The 17,934-nt window shown below is 54.4% G+C and carries 9 protein-coding genes; 1 reads left to right on the top strand and 8 read right to left on the bottom strand.

Features of this window, described 5'->3' with window-relative positions:
* The first annotated feature begins 401 nt into the window (after window positions 1-401).
* Entirely contained in the window at window positions 402-3,701 is a 3,300-nt protein-coding gene (locus AC3CHX_RS04315; protein ID WP_488642863.1) for a hypothetical protein, read from the top strand.
* Between the two features lie 382 nt (window positions 3,702-4,083).
* On the opposite strand, the gene AC3CHX_RS04310 is transcribed toward AC3CHX_RS04315, so the two are convergent.
* From AC3CHX_RS04310 to AC3CHX_RS04275, 8 genes are all read right to left on the bottom strand, one after another.
* A complete protein-coding gene (locus AC3CHX_RS04310) occupies window positions 4,084-7,542 on the bottom strand; it encodes an AAA family ATPase (RefSeq protein WP_488642862.1) in 3,459 nt (1,152 codons plus the stop codon).
* A gap of 7 nt (window positions 7,543-7,549) precedes the next feature.
* Window positions 7,550-8,809 carry a metallophosphoesterase family protein gene (locus AC3CHX_RS04305; RefSeq protein ID WP_488642861.1) on the bottom strand — a complete coding sequence of 420 codons (1,260 nt, stop codon included), beginning with the start codon at window positions 8,807-8,809 and terminating at the stop codon, window positions 7,550-7,552.
* Window positions 8,810-8,948: 139 nt separating this feature from the next.
* Window positions 8,949-9,659 carry a M48 family metallopeptidase gene (locus AC3CHX_RS04300; protein ID WP_488642860.1) on the bottom strand — a complete coding sequence of 237 codons (711 nt, stop codon included), beginning with the start codon at window positions 9,657-9,659 and terminating at the stop codon, window positions 8,949-8,951.
* A 10-nt stretch (window positions 9,660-9,669) separates the two neighbouring features.
* Window positions 9,670-12,948: a type I restriction endonuclease subunit R gene (locus AC3CHX_RS04295; protein ID WP_488642859.1), complete on the bottom strand. Its 3,279-nt coding sequence runs from the start codon at window positions 12,946-12,948 to the stop codon at window positions 9,670-9,672.
* 69 nt (window positions 12,949-13,017) lie between these two features.
* Complete coding sequence (locus AC3CHX_RS04290) at window positions 13,018-13,524, bottom strand: hypothetical protein (RefSeq protein WP_488642858.1); 507 nt, start codon at window positions 13,522-13,524, stop codon at window positions 13,018-13,020.
* Entirely contained in the window at window positions 13,514-14,812 is a 1,299-nt protein-coding gene (locus tag AC3CHX_RS04285; protein WP_488642857.1) for a restriction endonuclease subunit S, read from the bottom strand. The genes AC3CHX_RS04290 and AC3CHX_RS04285 overlap by 11 nt, the downstream gene beginning before the upstream one ends.
* Window positions 14,809-16,422 (bottom strand): type I restriction-modification system subunit M, encoded by a 1,614-nt coding sequence (locus AC3CHX_RS04280; RefSeq protein ID WP_488642856.1) that lies wholly within the window; start codon window positions 16,420-16,422, stop codon window positions 14,809-14,811. Before AC3CHX_RS04280 ends, AC3CHX_RS04285 begins: the two co-directional genes overlap by 4 nt.
* Before the next feature lie 329 nt (window positions 16,423-16,751).
* Window positions 16,752-17,882 carry a hypothetical protein gene (locus tag AC3CHX_RS04275; protein ID WP_488642855.1) on the bottom strand — a complete coding sequence of 377 codons (1,131 nt, stop codon included), beginning with the start codon at window positions 17,880-17,882 and terminating at the stop codon, window positions 16,752-16,754.
* Between the last annotated feature and the right edge of the window lie 52 nt (window positions 17,883-17,934).

The following is a 17,934-nucleotide window of genomic DNA, read 5'->3' as shown; positions in this document are numbered from 1 at the left end:
GGGGGCACTTCGCCAACATGCTTTGCTTCCCCTGAGCAGCGTGCAGCTCACGACTCGGGCAGTCCTGTGAATTCCGTCCTCGCATCTCTGGGCCTACGCCGCGCGCTGACCAGGCCACGTTATGCGTGCGCTGGTCATTTAGGCTGTCCTTCGAAAACCTGGCAGAATCGGTCGCGGCTATTTGGCTCGCTACATAGGAGAATTTGACAGTTTAGACTGCAGCCCGTCAAGTTGATACTTGTGGATGCACATCGGTAGGTTGCAGGGCGTTGTTCTGGTTTTGCAATTGACCGCAGTAGAGGCTTATCTAGGTCGTCAGCTACGTGCAGAACCGGGCGCCATGGAAGTGAGTAAATTTAGAACATCACCGTGCCATTCCGCGGCGGTCAGGGAGAACAGACGTGTTTGGTGTTATTGCAAAGGTGCTCGCGGCAACGCCAGCGTGGGTAACGAACAGGGTCGCCCCAAAGGCGCGAAGCATCGTCTATCGTTCTTTGGCAAACAACTCAACGCGCCAAGAGCTGGAATACGGATGGCTCTTTCGGCTGCTTCTTTGGGGCGGCGAACGACCGCTGGCTTTTTCCTTGGGAGTCGGCGCCATCTGTGCACTCTTAGCGTGCCTTGCCGGCGCCCAGCCCAGCATCTCCTGGCCAGGCATATCGGCCCCCAATCTCTCGAAAGAATACGGACACGCAGGATACTTCGGCACTGCTTGGGCGGTCCAGGCCACGTTGGTCGTACTCGTCTACCCCATCGTGGTGACGTTCATCACCATCCTGCTGCAGCGCCGAGCGACGGCCAAGGTAGCCCTGCGCGTCTACGTGCTGGACTCGGCCATTTTGCCCGCTGGCACAAGCTCCATTACGCTCGTAGCCGTGATGACCGCTGAGTACTTTGTATCACTCTACGTCGGCAACGACTGGGTGGTTCGGGCGCTGATGTTCAACGGTGTCTGGCTCATCATCAACATAGCGCTTACGGGGTACTTCTTGTCGCGTACCATCCGTTTCTTGCAGGAGGAGGAAGGCCACGAGGCATTCGTTCGCCTCGCAATCAACAAAGTGTTTCGGTTGGAGCTTGTTAACAGCTTGAAGCAGCACCTGGTCGTCAACACGCCGGAGCGCGAAAGCTGGACCGTAGTCGACAACGGAATGGACCCGATACTTCCACAGGTGGTCATGCAATCACTGGGTTGCGGACGGGCTGCAGTCGTTCGTCATCTTTCTGGTATCGCAGTGCTCGACGATGTTCACCTAGGGCTCATTGCTTGGGTGTCAAAACGGTGGTGGAAGCGTGCCCTCACGCATCCACCACCAAACCAGCACATTCGAGCGCTGCTTGTATTTCCTGCGATGGTCGGCGAGTCTACATCGGGTGTGGCTAATCTTTGCCTTGTCGACAACGGCCCACCGCTGACTGCATTGGAGAAGGTCGCAGTCAATGCAGCCTTCGTGTACCGTCCTCAGCGCCGGCGAGTCCTTTCCCTCAGTACAGCTGAAATGTTGACGGAGCTCGTTACAGAAGTACAGTCGCTTGCGGAGCAACACCGTTTTTCTGCTAGCTCGGAAACATTTCGCGCGGTACTGCAATTGCACGGAACACTTTTGCGGTCATGCGAGGAGAAGACGGACGGAGACCCCAGCAGTGCAGCATCGCTTGCAGCATCGCCCTATGGATGGGGTACGAGCTCTTTCCACAGAGAGTGGCTGTCGCCATATCGGCCTGTTGCAGCGTTGGCGGTGCGCTTGCTGCCGGAAGACTTAGGTTTGTTCAACAGAGTCGCTTATGCCGCGACAACTCTTGCACGTGCGGCGCCGACGCAACCGGCTAGCCTGATTGCCGAGAGCTTGTTAGTACCAACTCATTTGGCCTATCAACTTGGCCTGTGGTGGCGCCGGCAAATGCAAGCTAGCGCGTCAGCCGGAGAGTCTGCACATGCAGGTAAGCTTCCGGAGCCTTATGCAGCCATTTATGAGAAAGCAGTGGTTAGCTTTATCGGTGGATGGAGCAGCTTAGATGTTAATGTCCTTGATTCGACTCACAGGGACAACCAGCAGTGGTGGTCCCTGTGCAATCGGGCGCTTGCGTATGCCAACCACATTGATGCGACGGCAAAGCTTCTGCTCTCGGCAGTAGCCCGAGGCGACGAAGTTGCGGCCACTTGGCTCAGCGACCAATTCCTCAAGTGGTGGGGGAACAGGCGGTATGAGCTAAACGCTGCCAACCTGGACTACGACCCAGACTTCGCCAAAGTACGACTCTCATTGGTTTACCAAGATTGGAGCGCGGCGAAGGAAGAGCTGTCTCAAATGGCTGCCTGCGAGGTTTCAATCGACATAGCGGGCAGGGTCGTTTCGCTGGCGGTGGGCCGCTATTGGGAAAGCATGCGGCTCGTGCTGATGGGCTTATTGCTGCCCGAGGACAATGGCGCGACAGCGACAGGGTCACTGCGAATCAGAATAGTGGCCAGCCTGGTCCAAGGGAGTGCGTTCTATGCAGGCGGAAACGTGATGGCGGAACCACGGTTGGATGCCGACGTGATGCTCTCGGCCATTCTTGACCTGTGCTTCAGCGACGCCAAGACAACAAGTCGACTCGACGGATTCTGCGAAAACCTTAGCTGGGAAGAAGATACTCCCGTTGTTTCGGGCTGGACTTACGGCGGTTCGCAGGCAAGAACCGGTGTCGAATCGATGCTATTGCCTTACGCGCAATTGCTTCTGGCTTTGCCTCAGGCGCGCAGGCCCGTGTGGCCAAATTCTAAAAAGGCGATTGAAGTGTGGTGGCGCGACGTGCGCAAGCTAGAGAGGGTCTCCCGATTTGGGAATGTGCTGCACGGTGCCATTGCAGGCAAGTCGTTCCGCCCCTATCTGGCAGCGTCCGACAATCTGCGACAGCAACTGGAGCTGCCAAAACGGAATTGGTTCATACGGATTCACGTTGCGCGTGCCGCGCAGTTTGTTTGTCGACGTGCCGCCATTGAACGACGGCTAATGCTGTCCTGCCTGGTTGTATCCACTGAAATAGTGGCCAAGGCCACTAAAATCGTTTCGAGTCTGGTCATTGGTGACCCAGAAGTAGCGCGGGACTCGTATCCGTTCTGCCGGTTCACCATTGGGCGTTCTTCAGTGACTGCGGAGCGAAGCTTCGTCGTCAGTAACTTCACGCAAGAGCAGCTGTCCGAAGGGATGGATGCAGAAATTTCCCAGTCATTTCTTGCAAGTATAGCGCGCTACATTCGAAGGGAAGCAGTCGAAGGCGCCTTCGCTGAGTTAGTCATCGCGCGTTCGTACACCCCCATAGTTCCCGCAAATGAGGTGGTATTTCTTCAGGAAGTCGCGAGAAGAAGCAGTGCACTGGAAGCCGCAGGACGTCATCCTTTGGTGCTTGTTCCGGAAGGAGAACTTCTCAATGTGTTCCGGCCGTATCGGTGGAGCGAGCAGAAAAATGCATCATTACCAACTGGAGTCGTCCTTGGGTATCGCAAAGGTATCGAGTCAGAGTTTGCAGACGGGTACATCAATGAGGCGCAAGTGGTGAAATTCTCGACGCCCGGGCGCGATTGTTACGTCGTGCCTTTGGATGAGGTATCCACACTCTCCGTCGAGGGTAGTGCTGCGGATGTAGCGTTCCGAGGCTCCTATGCGCTAACCGTTGATAACCATGTAAGTCTCACTTGGAATTGGGCGGCCTCGTTCTAGTACCGTGAGTTGAAGCTACACGGGAACGAGGTGACGCGGCGCAACTCGTGTACACGGAAGGCGAAGCTAGCTCTACTTCAACGTGACGAAATGAGCTAATCTGAAAGTGATGGGAATAGCGTAAAAGGCGACTTTTCAAGGCCTACTGCACGGCGGCAGGCATCGTGCGGGTAAACCACTTATTATTGAAGTTACTATAGGGGTTGAAGTTGTGCGCCACGAACGGTATAGCGCCGGAAGGTTATACGGAGGTCCTTGTGCTCGTGCTATAGAGCCAGTCCAGTGTCGATGCAGCGCCGCTTCACCGTCGGTAGAAAAGCGTGACCTTTCGCGCTCAATGGCTGAGCACGTGCGGCCTCTTCGCTAAGTCATCAATAAGCGTTCATAAACTGACAATGTTGATATCCCGTCCGAATACCGATTGAACGGTAGGTACTAAGTGGTCATGATGGCTAAGGAAGATAACCTGTGTTTTCCCCGCCAGCTCTGCCAGCGCCTCAAGACCTGCTTTTGCTCGACCATCATCGTAGTTAATGAAAAGGTCATCGGCAATGAATGGAAGTGACTGCGTCTGCCCGAGATGAAGCTCTAAAGCAGCCAGCCGCAGCGCCAAATAAAGCTGGTCTCGACTTCCATCACTCATGCCGGAAATTTCAACCATTCGTCCATCGGCCCGTTGGCCTTCAAGCGCAAGCGGCTCGCTATCGAAGTCCACCACGAGCTTTTGAAATGAACCCAGCGTTAACGCGGAAAATATTTCTCCTGCCCGAGCCAACATCGGCCCTTGTTTGGTTTCTCGATATCGGTCGATAGCCCAACGGAGAAGCTTGGCTGCGGTAAAAACCTTAATATAGCGTTCGGCCGCGTTGGCCATTCTGGCTAGCGCGCCTTGCCGCCGCGACTCAGCGCGCGCGGCCTCGTCTTGGCCCGCAATCTTTGATAGTGAAGTCATAGCGTCAGCACGGAGCGCCGAAAGCGCGTTCTGCTGCGTCAGCACCTCCTCGCGCCGACGGTCGATATCGCCGAGCACAGCGGGTATTTGTGAAACGTCTGTAGACCGCAACTCTGCTTCAAGAACCCCTAGCGACAAGCCATCACCGCCGGCTTGTGCTGTATCTTTCGCGGTCACGATATCATCGGACAACGCCCGCCACCGGTCAGAGCGCGCGATAGCTTCCCGGAGCGCGTCGCTGGTCGCCGCTTTCGCGAGTCGTAAAAGCGGCAGAATTCCAGCGTTTGCACTTTCAATGCGCGCAAACGCGCTAGCAAGCATTCCTTTTTTAGTAGCTAGCTCTTGTGACAGACGAAGGAATTCACTCCGGTCAACCGTCGCCTTTGCAAGTCTGGTAGCAAGCTCAATCGCTACCGCGGCTGGAGATTGCCCCTCCATATCGGGTGCCACAGCACCCACTAAAGTTACCGCCGCTTCCTCAAAGTCTCTAAGGTCCCTCTGCATTGTTTCAATGCGCGCTTTCCGCAGTTCTTGGATTGCCCGAAGCTTTTCGTCAATCTCAGCAAAGAGATTCAAAGCGCCCTCCGCTGTGCCGACGTCTGTTTCCTCTTTCAGTCCGGCCAAGGCAATATTTTTGCGCCAGGAACCTTCCCACGACCCCCAATCCTCGCGAGCTGCAACATCTTTTTCCTCTAACTCCGTCATCAACGCGTTAGCTTTATGCTGCTGGCTCTTCATTTCATCCAGCCGCACCCGCGCCTGAGCAGCACTTTCGACCACGTCCGATGCCGCAATAATGAGTGTAGCCAATGAAGTGGTCGCATCCATTACCAAACCTTCCGCAACAAGTGCTTGGACCAGCGCATCTCTTGCGTCGCTTGCAGTGCGCATCAGCTCATCTAATGCCAACCTAGCGTCACTGACCGTTTCAGCAGTGCGAAGAACCTTCTCTCGCGTCTGCACCCAATCTCCAATTACGAGCAATGGAATCTCAGAAAGGCCAATTTCATCCGCGCGGGCTGACCATTCCGTCTGAAATGCTATTTTCTCAGCACCAATAGTTGCGATACGTCTGCCGAGCTCGGCGACTTGCTCCTGCATACGTTTAAGACTGTCCAGCTTTGCCTGTAACTCGCTGACCTCTTGTGCTTTGTCGTGCCGCCTATCGGCAACACCGTCAGCGACTTGGACCCTTGTTTCATAGTCCGTAGCCGCAGCTGTTGCAGCGACAGCTCCAGATTTGATGGACGACCAAAGCATGTCGCGCTCCACCCGTGCCTCAGTTAGCTCATCAACAGTTACGGGATGATGGGCTTTGCGATATTGTGAAATTTCCAGTTCGTGGTCACGGACACTGTTGTGCAACTCCGCGAGCCTCTCAGAAAGAGTATTCGTAGAAGATTCATACTGCGCCTGCCGATTTTGCAGGCTGCTAATCTCTTCTGCAGGTGGAATGGCGATTCCGCAGAGGGTTTCAATATCGAGATTCCACTTTCCCAACCCAACTGATGCCGCCTTCAGTTCGCGGTTGGCCTTAGCCACTTGGGATTGCAGACGCTTTTCGAGAGACGCTACATCGCCGAGACTTCTCGCAACGGTTAGCGAGGACCTCAAAGAGGCGGACACGTTGGTGCTTGGAAGCGCTTGGATTTGTGCATCTAGGGACGAAAGTTCTGCGGCTTTGTCGCGAACCGCTTGCTTTGCACTGGAAAGCGCCTGCTCAACAACGCCGTGGCGCTTGAGCAGATTCGCTATAGCCGTTCGAACCGGGAGTACAGGCAATCTGCGCTCAAGTTCATCTTCGTTCTTCGATGGCCAACCCAATTGGCGCATCTGCGACACAATATTCTTCCAATGAACATCGACTTCTTCCTGCCGTTTGGCAATATCGCTTTCGTGATTACGGACCTGTTGGCGCCGCTCGGACAGTGCCAGAATATCCGTCGCGCGCCCAAGCAGGCGTTCATCCGGATGGATGATTTCCAACTGCCCGAGTATGTCGTTGGTTTGACTTGCGAGAAGAGAATGTTCTTGACCGGCCTTCGCTAATTCAAGTTCTGCATCTACAAAATGTTTTTCGGCTTCGGGGGGTAAAACGGTGACTTCACCGAGTTGGCTTAATTCCAACTCTTTTTCCCGGAGCGTGTTCAAGGCGAAAGCGACACGGCGGATTCTCTCAAGACGAATCCGCTCCTCCTCTAAATGCCCGTATTTCTCTTGGGCTTTGCCGAACTCATCGTCCAGGCGCTCAACGCTGGACCGAGCCTCGACCCAGTCCTTTGTCCGGACAGTCGCTTGTTTTAGGGCAGCTTCTGCGCTTGCTAGCTCATCGCTAGCCGCATAGTACTCCCGCTCAATTGATTTCCTCGGTGCCCAGAGTTTGTTCGCTTCCCCCTCCAGGGCATCGCGAACCGTTCCGAGACTTCCGATGCCTGCTGCAGACTGGAAAAGAATCTGTCCGATATCGTTAGAGGCATTAAGAATCTCGTTGCCGCCAGCCACAAGCTTTTCGTGGTCCAGTCCAAACATGTGGTCGAAGAACGTGCGGTCCGTAGTGCCGAGGAATGGAATCAATACATCGTCGGTAAGGGGCGCGCCAGTTGGGCTGAAAAGTGTCTGCTTGCGCGCTTTAATTCGCTGAAAGTCGAGCGACTTCCCATCTTGCTCAATCAAAGCACCCAACCGCATCTCGGTATGGGGGTGGAGGAAGTTGTAATTTGAGCGGGTTTCGATTCCAAAAAACAGGTCTAGGATTGCACTACGCAGAGTCGACTTCCCGGCTTCGTTTGGTCCAACAATCAAATGAAAGTCGATTTTTGCATGGGGCAAAGCGATGGCGCGGTCGGTAAACTTCCCATAGCGCAGTAGGTCGAGGCGAGAGATGCGCATATTTTATTCAGTTCGCCTTCGCTAAATAAGCGATAAGCCCTGGAGCTACGGAATTCACAATTTGCGCCACATCACCATTGCGGATATATTTGAAATCTAAAACCGCATCCATGAGTTCTAACGGCACCTTTCCGACCAGTTGCTGCAATTCCTCTGTGAGCTCGCGAAGAAGTGCTTCGTCGTTCGGTGCCGCTTCCAGAAGTGTCTGCAGGTCAGCAATGGCGTCAGAACGCGCCTGAATATCGCCTGCGTTCGTCGCAGGAGTGGTCTCCACTCGTACCTTTTCTACCCAAAGTCTATCTATGCCAACGGCTGCAGCTTGTCCGATGATTTCAGCGCGTAGTTGCGCTTCCATTCCGAAAAGCTCCCCATGGGCAGCAGTCCTACCCAAGACCGTAACGCGTACGGACATGGGTTTCCCATCAATATTTTCTGCCACGAGCCGTTCAAATTCACGCCCAGCAATCCGCACCACGTCTGCTAGCGTTTTTGTGTCACTAGCATCGATATTAACTCGATGCCATCTTAGTACGTCAACAAATAATCTTTCAACAGATAATATTCCGGTCTCATCGGCGTTCACAAGGACGGCACCGCGAGGTCCTGTTTCTCGAATATGGCGACCTTGGAGATTTCCAGGAAACACTACAAAACATGGGCTTTCTTGCAAAATCGCATATTCGTGGACATGACCCAGCGCCCAATAATCGTAACCCTTCGCTGAAAGCTCGGCCAACGAACATGGAGCATATGTGGCGTGCGCTGCGTAACCCTCTAGCGCTGTATGGAGAACGCCAATATTAAGCCATCCCGGGACTGGTTCCGGATAATTCACCGCGAGATTTTCAGTTGTTGCAGCTTCTTTAAAGCTACGACCGTGCAGAGCGACTTTAAGGTGTTCTATACGGAAAGTTGTCGGTTTTCGTGTTTCAAACTGGTGGACGTTTGGCGGCAGTGAAAGCTTCTTAGTCATCTCGCTTTCCGCATCGTGGTTCCCGAAGAGCAGATAAACCGGTATGCCTGATTTGTTGAGCCTCCCCATTTCACGTGAGAAGTAAAAACCCGTGTTGAAGTCTTTCCAATTGCCGTCATAGAGGTCACCAGCAATAACCAAAAAATCGACATCTTCCTCAATCGCTTCGTTGACCAGGTTGGTAAACGCGTCTCGCGTAGCAGTACGAAGCATTTCAATGGGGGCACCTTCGTACGATGCCAACCCTGAAAGAGGGCTATCGAGGTGAATGTCAGCCGTGTGAATGAACTTCAACGAATGCTCCTGGAAGCCGCTGGGAACGTAATGAAAAAGAGTCCTACTAACCTCGGTGGAGCTTAATGGAAGCTTGCGAATCGAGCAACCAAAGAGTTGATGTTATGTATTTATTCGACAGTACCAAGTAACGCAAATCCTATATCGATAATTCACCAGCAGCGAGTTCTAACGAAGCATGGCATGGACGCCAACCGGGAAAATGCTTGCTAACCAGTCCCCAAAACGACTTAGTGTGATTTTTTTCGATGGTGTGGCAAAGTTCATGAACAATGACGTAGTCGAGTACGGATACGGACAATTCCATGCAGCGAGGATGAAACGCTATTGCATTTTCCTTGCTGCAGCTCGCCCAGCGGGTCTTGAAACTGTGCAGGCTCACTTTCTTCGCCGTCAAACCTGTCTGGCGCTCCCAATGCCGCACTCTGGGTAACAGCTTTTCTACAGCCTTGTCCACAAAAAACCGCTCCAGCATAGGGGCCAACGAACTCGGTTGGATAAAATTTCCCTCGGCTGAGTTAATGATGAACCGGCTGTACTTAAACTGTAGCTCCGGCACTTCGAGGCCTCTTGTCGTATGGACTTCGCAGTAATAGCTTTTGCCGCGGTAGCGCAGCCGACTCCCAGTCACAAAATGGAGGGCCTCCTGTGTCCGATTCACTTCCGCCAGCTTTTCCCGTATCCAGCGGGCACGGCGTTGAATAAGTGCTTCCTGCTCCGAGGCATCTACCACTGGCCCACGCAACAAAACTGGACGACCACGCTCCACCGTCACATAGTGACGCCTAAGCTTCGAATCGACCTGGTACTGCCATTCGAACGTGGTCTGGCCGTAGTGGAACTGAGGCATAGGATGCGCCTTAGTTCTTCAACAGAATGTCCAGAATCCGCGCACCGTGGTCGCGCGCCACGGAACGCTCCCAGCCAGCCAAAGGCATCAGCAACTTACGCAGCAGGTCCTTCAGGTCAGGATACAGGTCGGGCATCTGCTTCCAGTTGTCGGCCGCCATGGTCTTGCTGAGGGATTCGTTCTCAAACAGCTTGGTGGTAGCGACCCTTGCAGTTTCTTCGGTAAGTAGTGCAGCCAGATAGTGATACACCGCCGAATGTGCCGGATGGCCAAAGCCTGTTTTGTCTTTGTCCCGGACACGCTGGCCGAGCAGTTCCAACTGCTCAAGGAACTGGGCCTGACTAATACGACCGGCCTTTTCCTCTTCCAGCAGCTTTTCCAGTTCCTCCGCCAGCTTGTCAAAGAAGGCTGGGTCTTTATCGCGGCCGGTGACGATGGTGTGCTTGAGCTGATTCTTCATCACCAGGGCCTGGCTGCTGCCACTAGCCAACTTCTTCAACCTTGCCATGTCGCTGGCGTCCAAAATCGACACCTCGTGTCCCAACAAACTCTTGGCCGGGCTGGCGGCGATGTGCTCGTCCAACATTTGCTGCAATAAGGCCGATTCAAGTGTGGTGATACGTTCGCGGTAGGTTGCGCCAGGCAGCTTGTCGCGCAGCATGAGGCGGATTTCCGCAAACAGGGTGAAATAGGGTTTGAACGGCACGCCCCGCACGTCGGGCAGAATGATGTCGACGGAACGATTGAACTGTTTGACCAGTTCCAGAAAATCTTCCACCGCATCGAGCCGGTTGGCCGGGTCAAGGAATCGTTCTGCGTCGTCCTTGTAGCCCTCGCGCTGCGTTACCGGGTCGTGCTTCTTGGGCAGCAATTTCAGGATGCGGTCCAGCGTGGCTTGTAGCTTGGGCAGTTCACTTTCGACGCCTTCCCACACCTGCGAAGGCAAGACATCGCCACCGTAGATTTTCAGGGCATGGTCGAGATGTTCTACCACCCCGTGATAATCCACAATGTAACCCGCGTTTTTGCCCGGCAAAGTACGGTTCACCCGCGCAATTGCTTGCAGCAGGGTGTGTTCCTTCAGCGGCTTATCCAGATACATGGTGCCCACTATCGGCGCATCCCAACCCGTCAGCAGCATGTCCGACACGATGATGAGACCGACATTGTTGGCATGCGGCTGCCCATCTCTGCCTCTGGCTTCTTCGCCATATGGCAGCGGGAACAGCTTGCCGACAAAGTTGCCGACTTGCTCCGACGGCATGGCCACTGGCTGCTTACCCGCCTTGATTTCAGCCCTTACCCGTTCCTCAATGGTTTCAATCTTGTCGAGGGCCATACCGTACTCGGCGGCTTCTTGTTGCACCGAGAGACCTGTGCGTGCAGCGGTCATGCTGTTCAATGACACCACAACCTGGCTCTGGAAAGTAGGCAGCCCCGCCTTGGCCCTGTCGGTCATTATGGCGTCAAGCAAATCCTTGTAACGCACTGCCATGTCGCGCCCGTTACACACCAACATGGCCTTCAGGCCTTTAGCCTGCACGCTACTGATGAAATGTTCCACCAGATGCGCAGCAACCTTTTCCATGCGGTCGCCGGCCTGCCGCCACATTGCAAGCAGGCCGCGCTTCAGCGCAAGCTGCCGAACTTCCGATTCTTTCCCGAACTGGTCTTTGAACGCCTCATCCAGTTTGGCGGAGGTTGCCAGTGCCACCCAGGCATCCTGGTATTTGATGGGCAGGGTAGCGCCATCGGCCACCGCTTCGTGTAGCCGGTATTCGTCGATATACTCGCCACCGCCAAACTCGCCCAGCGTGTGCTTGTCATCTTGAAGTAGCGGCGTGCCGGTGAATGCGATGAACTTGGCATTGGGCAGGCTGGCGCGCATGAAAGCAGCTAGAAAGTCATACTGGCTGCGGTGTGCTTCATCCACCAGAACGTAGAAATTGGGCTTGCTGCTTAGCACACGGAAGTTGACCTTCTCGCGGCGGTCCTCTTCCCAATTGGCTGTCAGCGGCAGGCCATCACTGTCAAGCTCGCCGAAGTGCACATTACGCTCCTCGACCATGTAAAAATCCTTGCCATCGCGCACACGCCTGTGGCGGCTGTCGCTGGATTCCTCATCAACAGCATCCGGGGGAGTATCTGGGAGACCAAGCGCTTCGTCGCTTTCCTGAAACTTCTGCACCGTGCTGGTGAATACACTGCCGTAGTCATTGGACAGCATCTTGACCAGACCATCGACCGACACCGCCTGTATCGCCTTGATACCCACAGCGTGAAAGGTGTCGAATATTTGCTTGTCGAGGTCTTTGCGGTCAGTCAGCACCAACACCGTCGGATTGCCGAGTCCGGTGCTGTCGGCACGCAGCATGCGCGCCAGCAGCGCCATGGTCAGCGACTTGCCGCTGCCCTGGGTATGCCAGACCACGCCGCCAATCGGCTTGGGGCCGGTCAGTTTGTCCACGGCTTTGCGCACGGCCCGCCATTGCTGGTAACGCGGCAACTTCTTCACCGTCTTGCCGTCGCGGGTCTCAAACAAAATGAAATGGCTAATCAGCTGCAGGAAGCGGCTCGGTTCAAACAACGCCCATAGCAGTTGGTCTTGCTCGGACGGCTCTTCTTCGCGCAGTTCGGTCACCGTAGCGAGTTCCGACTCTTGCAGCCGGTAGCGCGTATAAGCCGCTGGCTTGGTGAGAATCGCACCGTATAAGCCTTCGCGCCGGTTTAATCCGACGCAGACTTGATTGAAAACGAACTGCAGTGCAAAGCGGGATTGATAACCATCGAGTTGCGCCAGTGCTTCGTCCAGCCGGTGGTGGCTGGCCTTGCACTCGATGATGGCCATCGGCAGGCCGTTCACAAACAGCAGTAGGTCGGGTCGGAATAGTTCGCCGTCGGCATTGGCACCAACAAACTGGTCCACCACATGAAAATCATTGTTGGCTGCGTTGCTGGCATCGAAAAAGAGCACACTGCGCATGCGGCCTTCGGCATCTTTCACTTGGATGTCCGAGCGGTGAAGCACCTGTTCCCAGAACGCCTTGTTGGCGGGCATCAGTTCGTCATTCACCCGTTTGCGCAGTTCCAGCAGCGGAGCTTCCACGCCACCCGGTGCTGATGCCAGCCATGGGTTCAGGGCCAGCAGGCGGGCTTTTAGCACGTCCTCCAGCACCGGAGCACGGTGGCGGAGCTCTACCTTGACCATGCTGCCGCGCAGATGGGTATAGCCCAGCTTGACCAACCAGGCGATGGCGGGGAGTTCGACTCCAATTTTTTCTGCGCCCACTTGCTCTCCTTTACGATGTACTACGGGTGAACAGCGTGTCGTGCTGAGCTCTCAAGACATCCAATTCGCTTAGACGGGGCCAAGGCTAAAGCGGTCTTTTTCGCGCAGGGTTTGATAGCCAGCCGTCAGGTCGCGGCGCATGTTTGGCCCCACCCATGCCATGTCTTTCAGTAATCCATCGCAGACCCAGCGCCCATGCAACGGCATCAACCCCGCCTCCACCACCATGCCGCTGGTACCCTGCGCTACGTCGCGCAAGCGGTCGGTCAGCCCCAACACGCCATAAGCGGCACTGCCGTCTTCGGCCAACAGCACCGAGTAGCTGCGCGTATCTTTCAGATACACCCAGCGACCAAGGCGGATGGCCGCGATTGCGTCCAGTACCTCGGTGTCGGCCTCGGGGTGGGCGCTGCGATAAGCATCAAGTTGGCTGCGGTCGGCACCATACCGGTCACGGCCGATAACCAGCGATTGCGAGGGGGATTTGCCGCGCTTTTCATCATCGCTGACCAAGGTCCCGAGAAAGGCCATATAGGCCTCGATAAAGCGGTCGGCGGTCGGTCGGTCAATCACCATGGTTCGCTTCCCCATCAAGTTTGACCCGCCACTCGCCGGTCAGCAGCTTTTGCATCAGGCCGCGTTTGAGGGTTTGGTAGTGAGTTTGTTTCTCACCCAGGGTATTGAGCTTGGCATCTACGTCATTAAGTATTTGAGCAATTCGCAGCTGTTCCAACATGGGAGGAGTCGGAATCAGCACATGCGAAAGATGGTCAAAATAGATGCGTATCCGTACTCCCCCATCACCAGACTGGCCGACGAAGCGAGTCCATTCATCTGATTTACGGAAATGGTCGAGATAGTCAGCATGTAGAAGCGAAGCAGTAGCAGCAAACACCACGTAATCTGGGCTAACCATAACCGCATGCGTGCTAAGGTTACGCGCAATCGAACCAATATTGATACGCATAGGGTTATAGGCGAACGCATCTGGTTCAACTACTCGGCATCGTTCCGTTGAAGCGCCTTTAACGCGTTCACGCATTGGCACCAATCCTTGGCTCTTGAGGACACCGCACAATAGATTGTCGTTGAGAGAGCCAGAGTTACGCCGGCGACTCTCTTGCGCCAAGTCCCCGAGCAGTTTGGCTTCCCATGTGGCCGGAATCTTCCCTAGGTCACTGTCCTTGAACGCAGTATGTGGCACCCAGCGACCGCTGGCGTCCTGAGTGCCCACGCCTTGGCTGAACAAAGTTTGCATCAGGCCCTGCTTGAGTTTTTTGGTTGTGGCAATCTGGCGGGCAATCATATCCAGCTTATCATCCACCGACGTGAGGATGGCGGCTATTTTTTGTTGTTCGGGGAGCGGGGGGTGCCCGACCTTGAGAGCCTTCACATCAGAAGAATTAACTGCTGGATAATTTGACCCGACAATTAGTTTCTCAATTTGTTCGTCCACCTTAGTGGACAACAGAAACTGATAGAGATACTGTGCCGATGCAAATTTATGTTTGGCACGAATAACAGCAAATCCAGTCGATGCAATTACATCACCATCAACTTTCCGCGCAAAATAGTGGCCCTTGAGATTGGGACGTACCGTGGAAAAAAGGATGTCGCCTGACTTTACTATCCGCCGGGCTCGCGAAGGGGCATGCAAAAACTTGATGCACTGATACCCAGCAACCAAAGCCCCGCTATCCACATCGCCGAGGCTGATGTATCGGAATTCAAAATCGGGTGATGTCTTATTTGACAACGACTCGCTGTCAATGTTCGACAATTCTTCAAGGGATGCAATCTCCCAGTCTACTGACATCCAACCAATAGCCGTTTCTTGATATCCCGGCTTGCCAACCACGCTCATTGCCCAACCTCCAGTAAGCCCAAGTCCGCCAGATAACCGTTCAGCCGCTCATCAATCGCCGCTTCTTCCTCGACCAATGTCGCCAGTTGCACCAAGGTGGCAACCACATCCACTACATCTTCGGTCTCGCCATTTTCAATGTAGCGGGAAATGTTGAGATTGCCATCATTGCTGCGGATTTCATCCAGACTCACCACGCGGCAGTAGTGGTCCACTTCAGTTTGATTGTCGAATGCAGCTTTATGTGTACTAACGATGCGCACCAGGTCTTCCGGCCGCAGGCTGTTCTGCGCCTTGCCTTCGGCATAGTCGTGGCTGGCGCCGATGATGATGACCTTGCCCTTGAGGCTGGCCGGTTTCTGCTTGTTGAGGATGAGCACACAGGCCGGGATGCCGGTGTTGTAGAACAGCGCGGAGGGCAAGCCAACGATGGCCTCAATCAGGTCGCCGGGCTGGTTACCATTGGCGGCGTCGGTGCCGAATAGCAGGCCCTCCCGAATCTTGCCTTCTTCACCACTGCGGAACAGCACACCGTGCGGGAGGATGATGCCCATGCGTCCATCAGCTTTCAGGCTGGCCAGCATGTGCTGGGCGAAGGCGAGGTCGGCATAGCCACGCGGCGGTATGCCGTACACGAAGCGGCCAAACGGGTCGTTGACCTGTTTGTAGTTTGGGGATTTGGCCTTCTTGGCGTCGTTCTGGTTTTCGGCTTCATTGGCCAGTTCCAGCGGTGTCCACCATGATTTGGCGGAGAACGGTGGATTGGCAATTACGCGGTCGAAGGTCTTCAGGTAATCGCCTTCGCGATGCTTCGGTTCCACCAGGGTGTCGCCGCGCGCAATCTCGGCACGCATGTTGTGCAGGTAGAGGTTGAGCTTGGCGATGGCCCAAGTCCCGAGATTCTTTTCCTGGCCGTACAACAGCACATTGGGCTTACCCAATAGGGTACCGTTGGGCAGCTTCGCAATGTGGTGCGCGCTCTCAACCAACATACCGCCGCTGCCGCAGGTCGGGTCGTACACGCTGTGCCCAGGGTGCGGGTCGATGAGTTCGACTACCAGTTGTACCACTGCCTTGGGCGTGTAGAACTCTCCGCCCTTTTTGCCAGCGTCATCGGCGAATTGTTTAATCAGGTATTCGTAAGCATCGCCCAGCATGTCGGACTTATATAGGTCGGCATTGCCCAATTTGTACTGGTTGAAATGGCGCAACAGGCGCTGCAATACCGCATCACTAAGTTTTTGCTTGTCGCCATATTGAGTGGCAGTCAGCACGTATTGCAGTTCAGTGTTGTGCTCTTCTATGCTGGCGAACGCTTTGTCCAGCGCTTCGCCGATGTTCTCGGTGCGGGCAACCAGTTGCGGCCAGCGAGCAGCAGAGGCGAATTTTCCCCACTTATCCTGGACCTCATCCTCGGCTTCATCGTGTTTCAGCCCGTCGTCCTGCCTGAGCTGGACAACGCGTTCGTCAAAGACGTCGTTGAAGCGTTTGAGAAACAGCAGACCGAAGATGTAGTTCTTGAAGTCGGAAGAATCAATGGAGCCGCGAAGTATGTTCGCGGACTCCCATAGCCAAGATTCGAGGGTTTCGAGCGAGAGTGCTTCAGACATTATGGTGGCAGGATGAATTTTTAAGCCACGATTGTACAACCTCAGACCTAAGGCAAAGCTATAACAATCGTTTATTGATGTTTCGTTGCTGGCAGTCTGTCGGTCCTGAAAAATCAAACTGGCGTGGTCGCTCATCCCGAAGTTGTTCGACCACGGTTCACTGTGAAAAATGGCAAAAAAAGAGGGCTATCACACCACGGCACGCAGTCTTGCATCCTCAGCAGCCAGTAAATGGGCGGCGATATAGCCAATTCCGATTCTGAAAAGTGCATGATGAGCGATAAAACGCATAATTTCCTCACCGGTGGTACTCAACGCAGGTGTCCGGGTCAGGTATGGGGGTGCAACGATGGCGCTCGTCGAGCACGTTCCATCTCTGAAAGATACTTGAAGCGGAGTTGGACTGCTGATTGAACCGTCGCCCACGGAGGCGGGGAGTGCCCCATTACCGCTGCGTGAACGAAATCGCAGACGAAGGTGAGCCAGCGCGCTGCATTGTATTGCCAGGTCAGCTTCCCGGTAGGAGCAATCGCCGCAAGCAAGCATTTTGCGGCCCGAGGCGGCATCAAGTCTCTACGACCAGACCACTTTTTCAATAGGCTATAGCTAATCCGTCTGTCTTCCAGATACCTCACGTCCTTGTTTAATAGCCAAAGGCTGAGTTCGTTGAGGCTCGTGCAGGATGCTTCGCCCTGATAAGCCTCCAGCCAGTGCCCAATTGGCGTGCGCTCCTTGTCGAGCAGTTGGGAATACGAAAACTGGGCGGCGTCATCTTTCTTTCCGAACGCGGCAAGCATAGTTGCCAAATCCTCGACAAATACCATCAGTTCAATCAATCTATCGGCAAATCGGAGGGATGAATTTTCCATCCCTAACCCATTGTTTTGCCACCACTGAACAGGTTTCTCAATCAACGGGTGATTGCAATGAGGGCATCTAGGGTCGTGGTTCTTTCGCCACCCCGAACGCAACTTGCTGAGGACCGTTTCCGCCTTTGCGGTTACAGAAAGTAACTCTGGCATCAACGAGGTTTCTTCCGCAAGAGATGCGGATAACGAATCACAGTGAGCAAGGTCTAGCCAGTTCTCTTCTCCTAGCTCGTGCCGTTCAGCAGGGAACACCAGAACAGCTAGATTGCCTAAGGTTTTGCGAATGCTTTCTAACGAGGTTTTACTAGGACGGTGTCTTCCGCGGCGTGCATTCTCAAAAGTCTTGAATTGTGAATCTCCCAGGAGGTTTCGCAAATGGCTTTCAATGGTTTCACCAAAAACGACCTCAAAAATGCCATCCATGCTTGGAACGCCCGGGATGTGTGGCTCAAGCCTGAGCGTACTCTTGAACAGACGCATTGGCCGCTGCAGCGTTAGCCGCTCCGCTGGCCATCCCGTGGTTTCTAGAGAAGAGGTATTACAGTTTTCTTGAGTAGTAATACCGCTCATTGTCCCGTCTGAATCAATCATTGTTTATTCGAAAGCAAGTATTTTTGCACGAAAATCTATTCAGGTCAGCAGC

Source organism: Glaciimonas sp. OK215, assembly GCF_057787885.1.
Note: the sequence above shows the minus strand (reverse complement) of the source record. Positions and strands in the feature narration are given on the sequence as shown.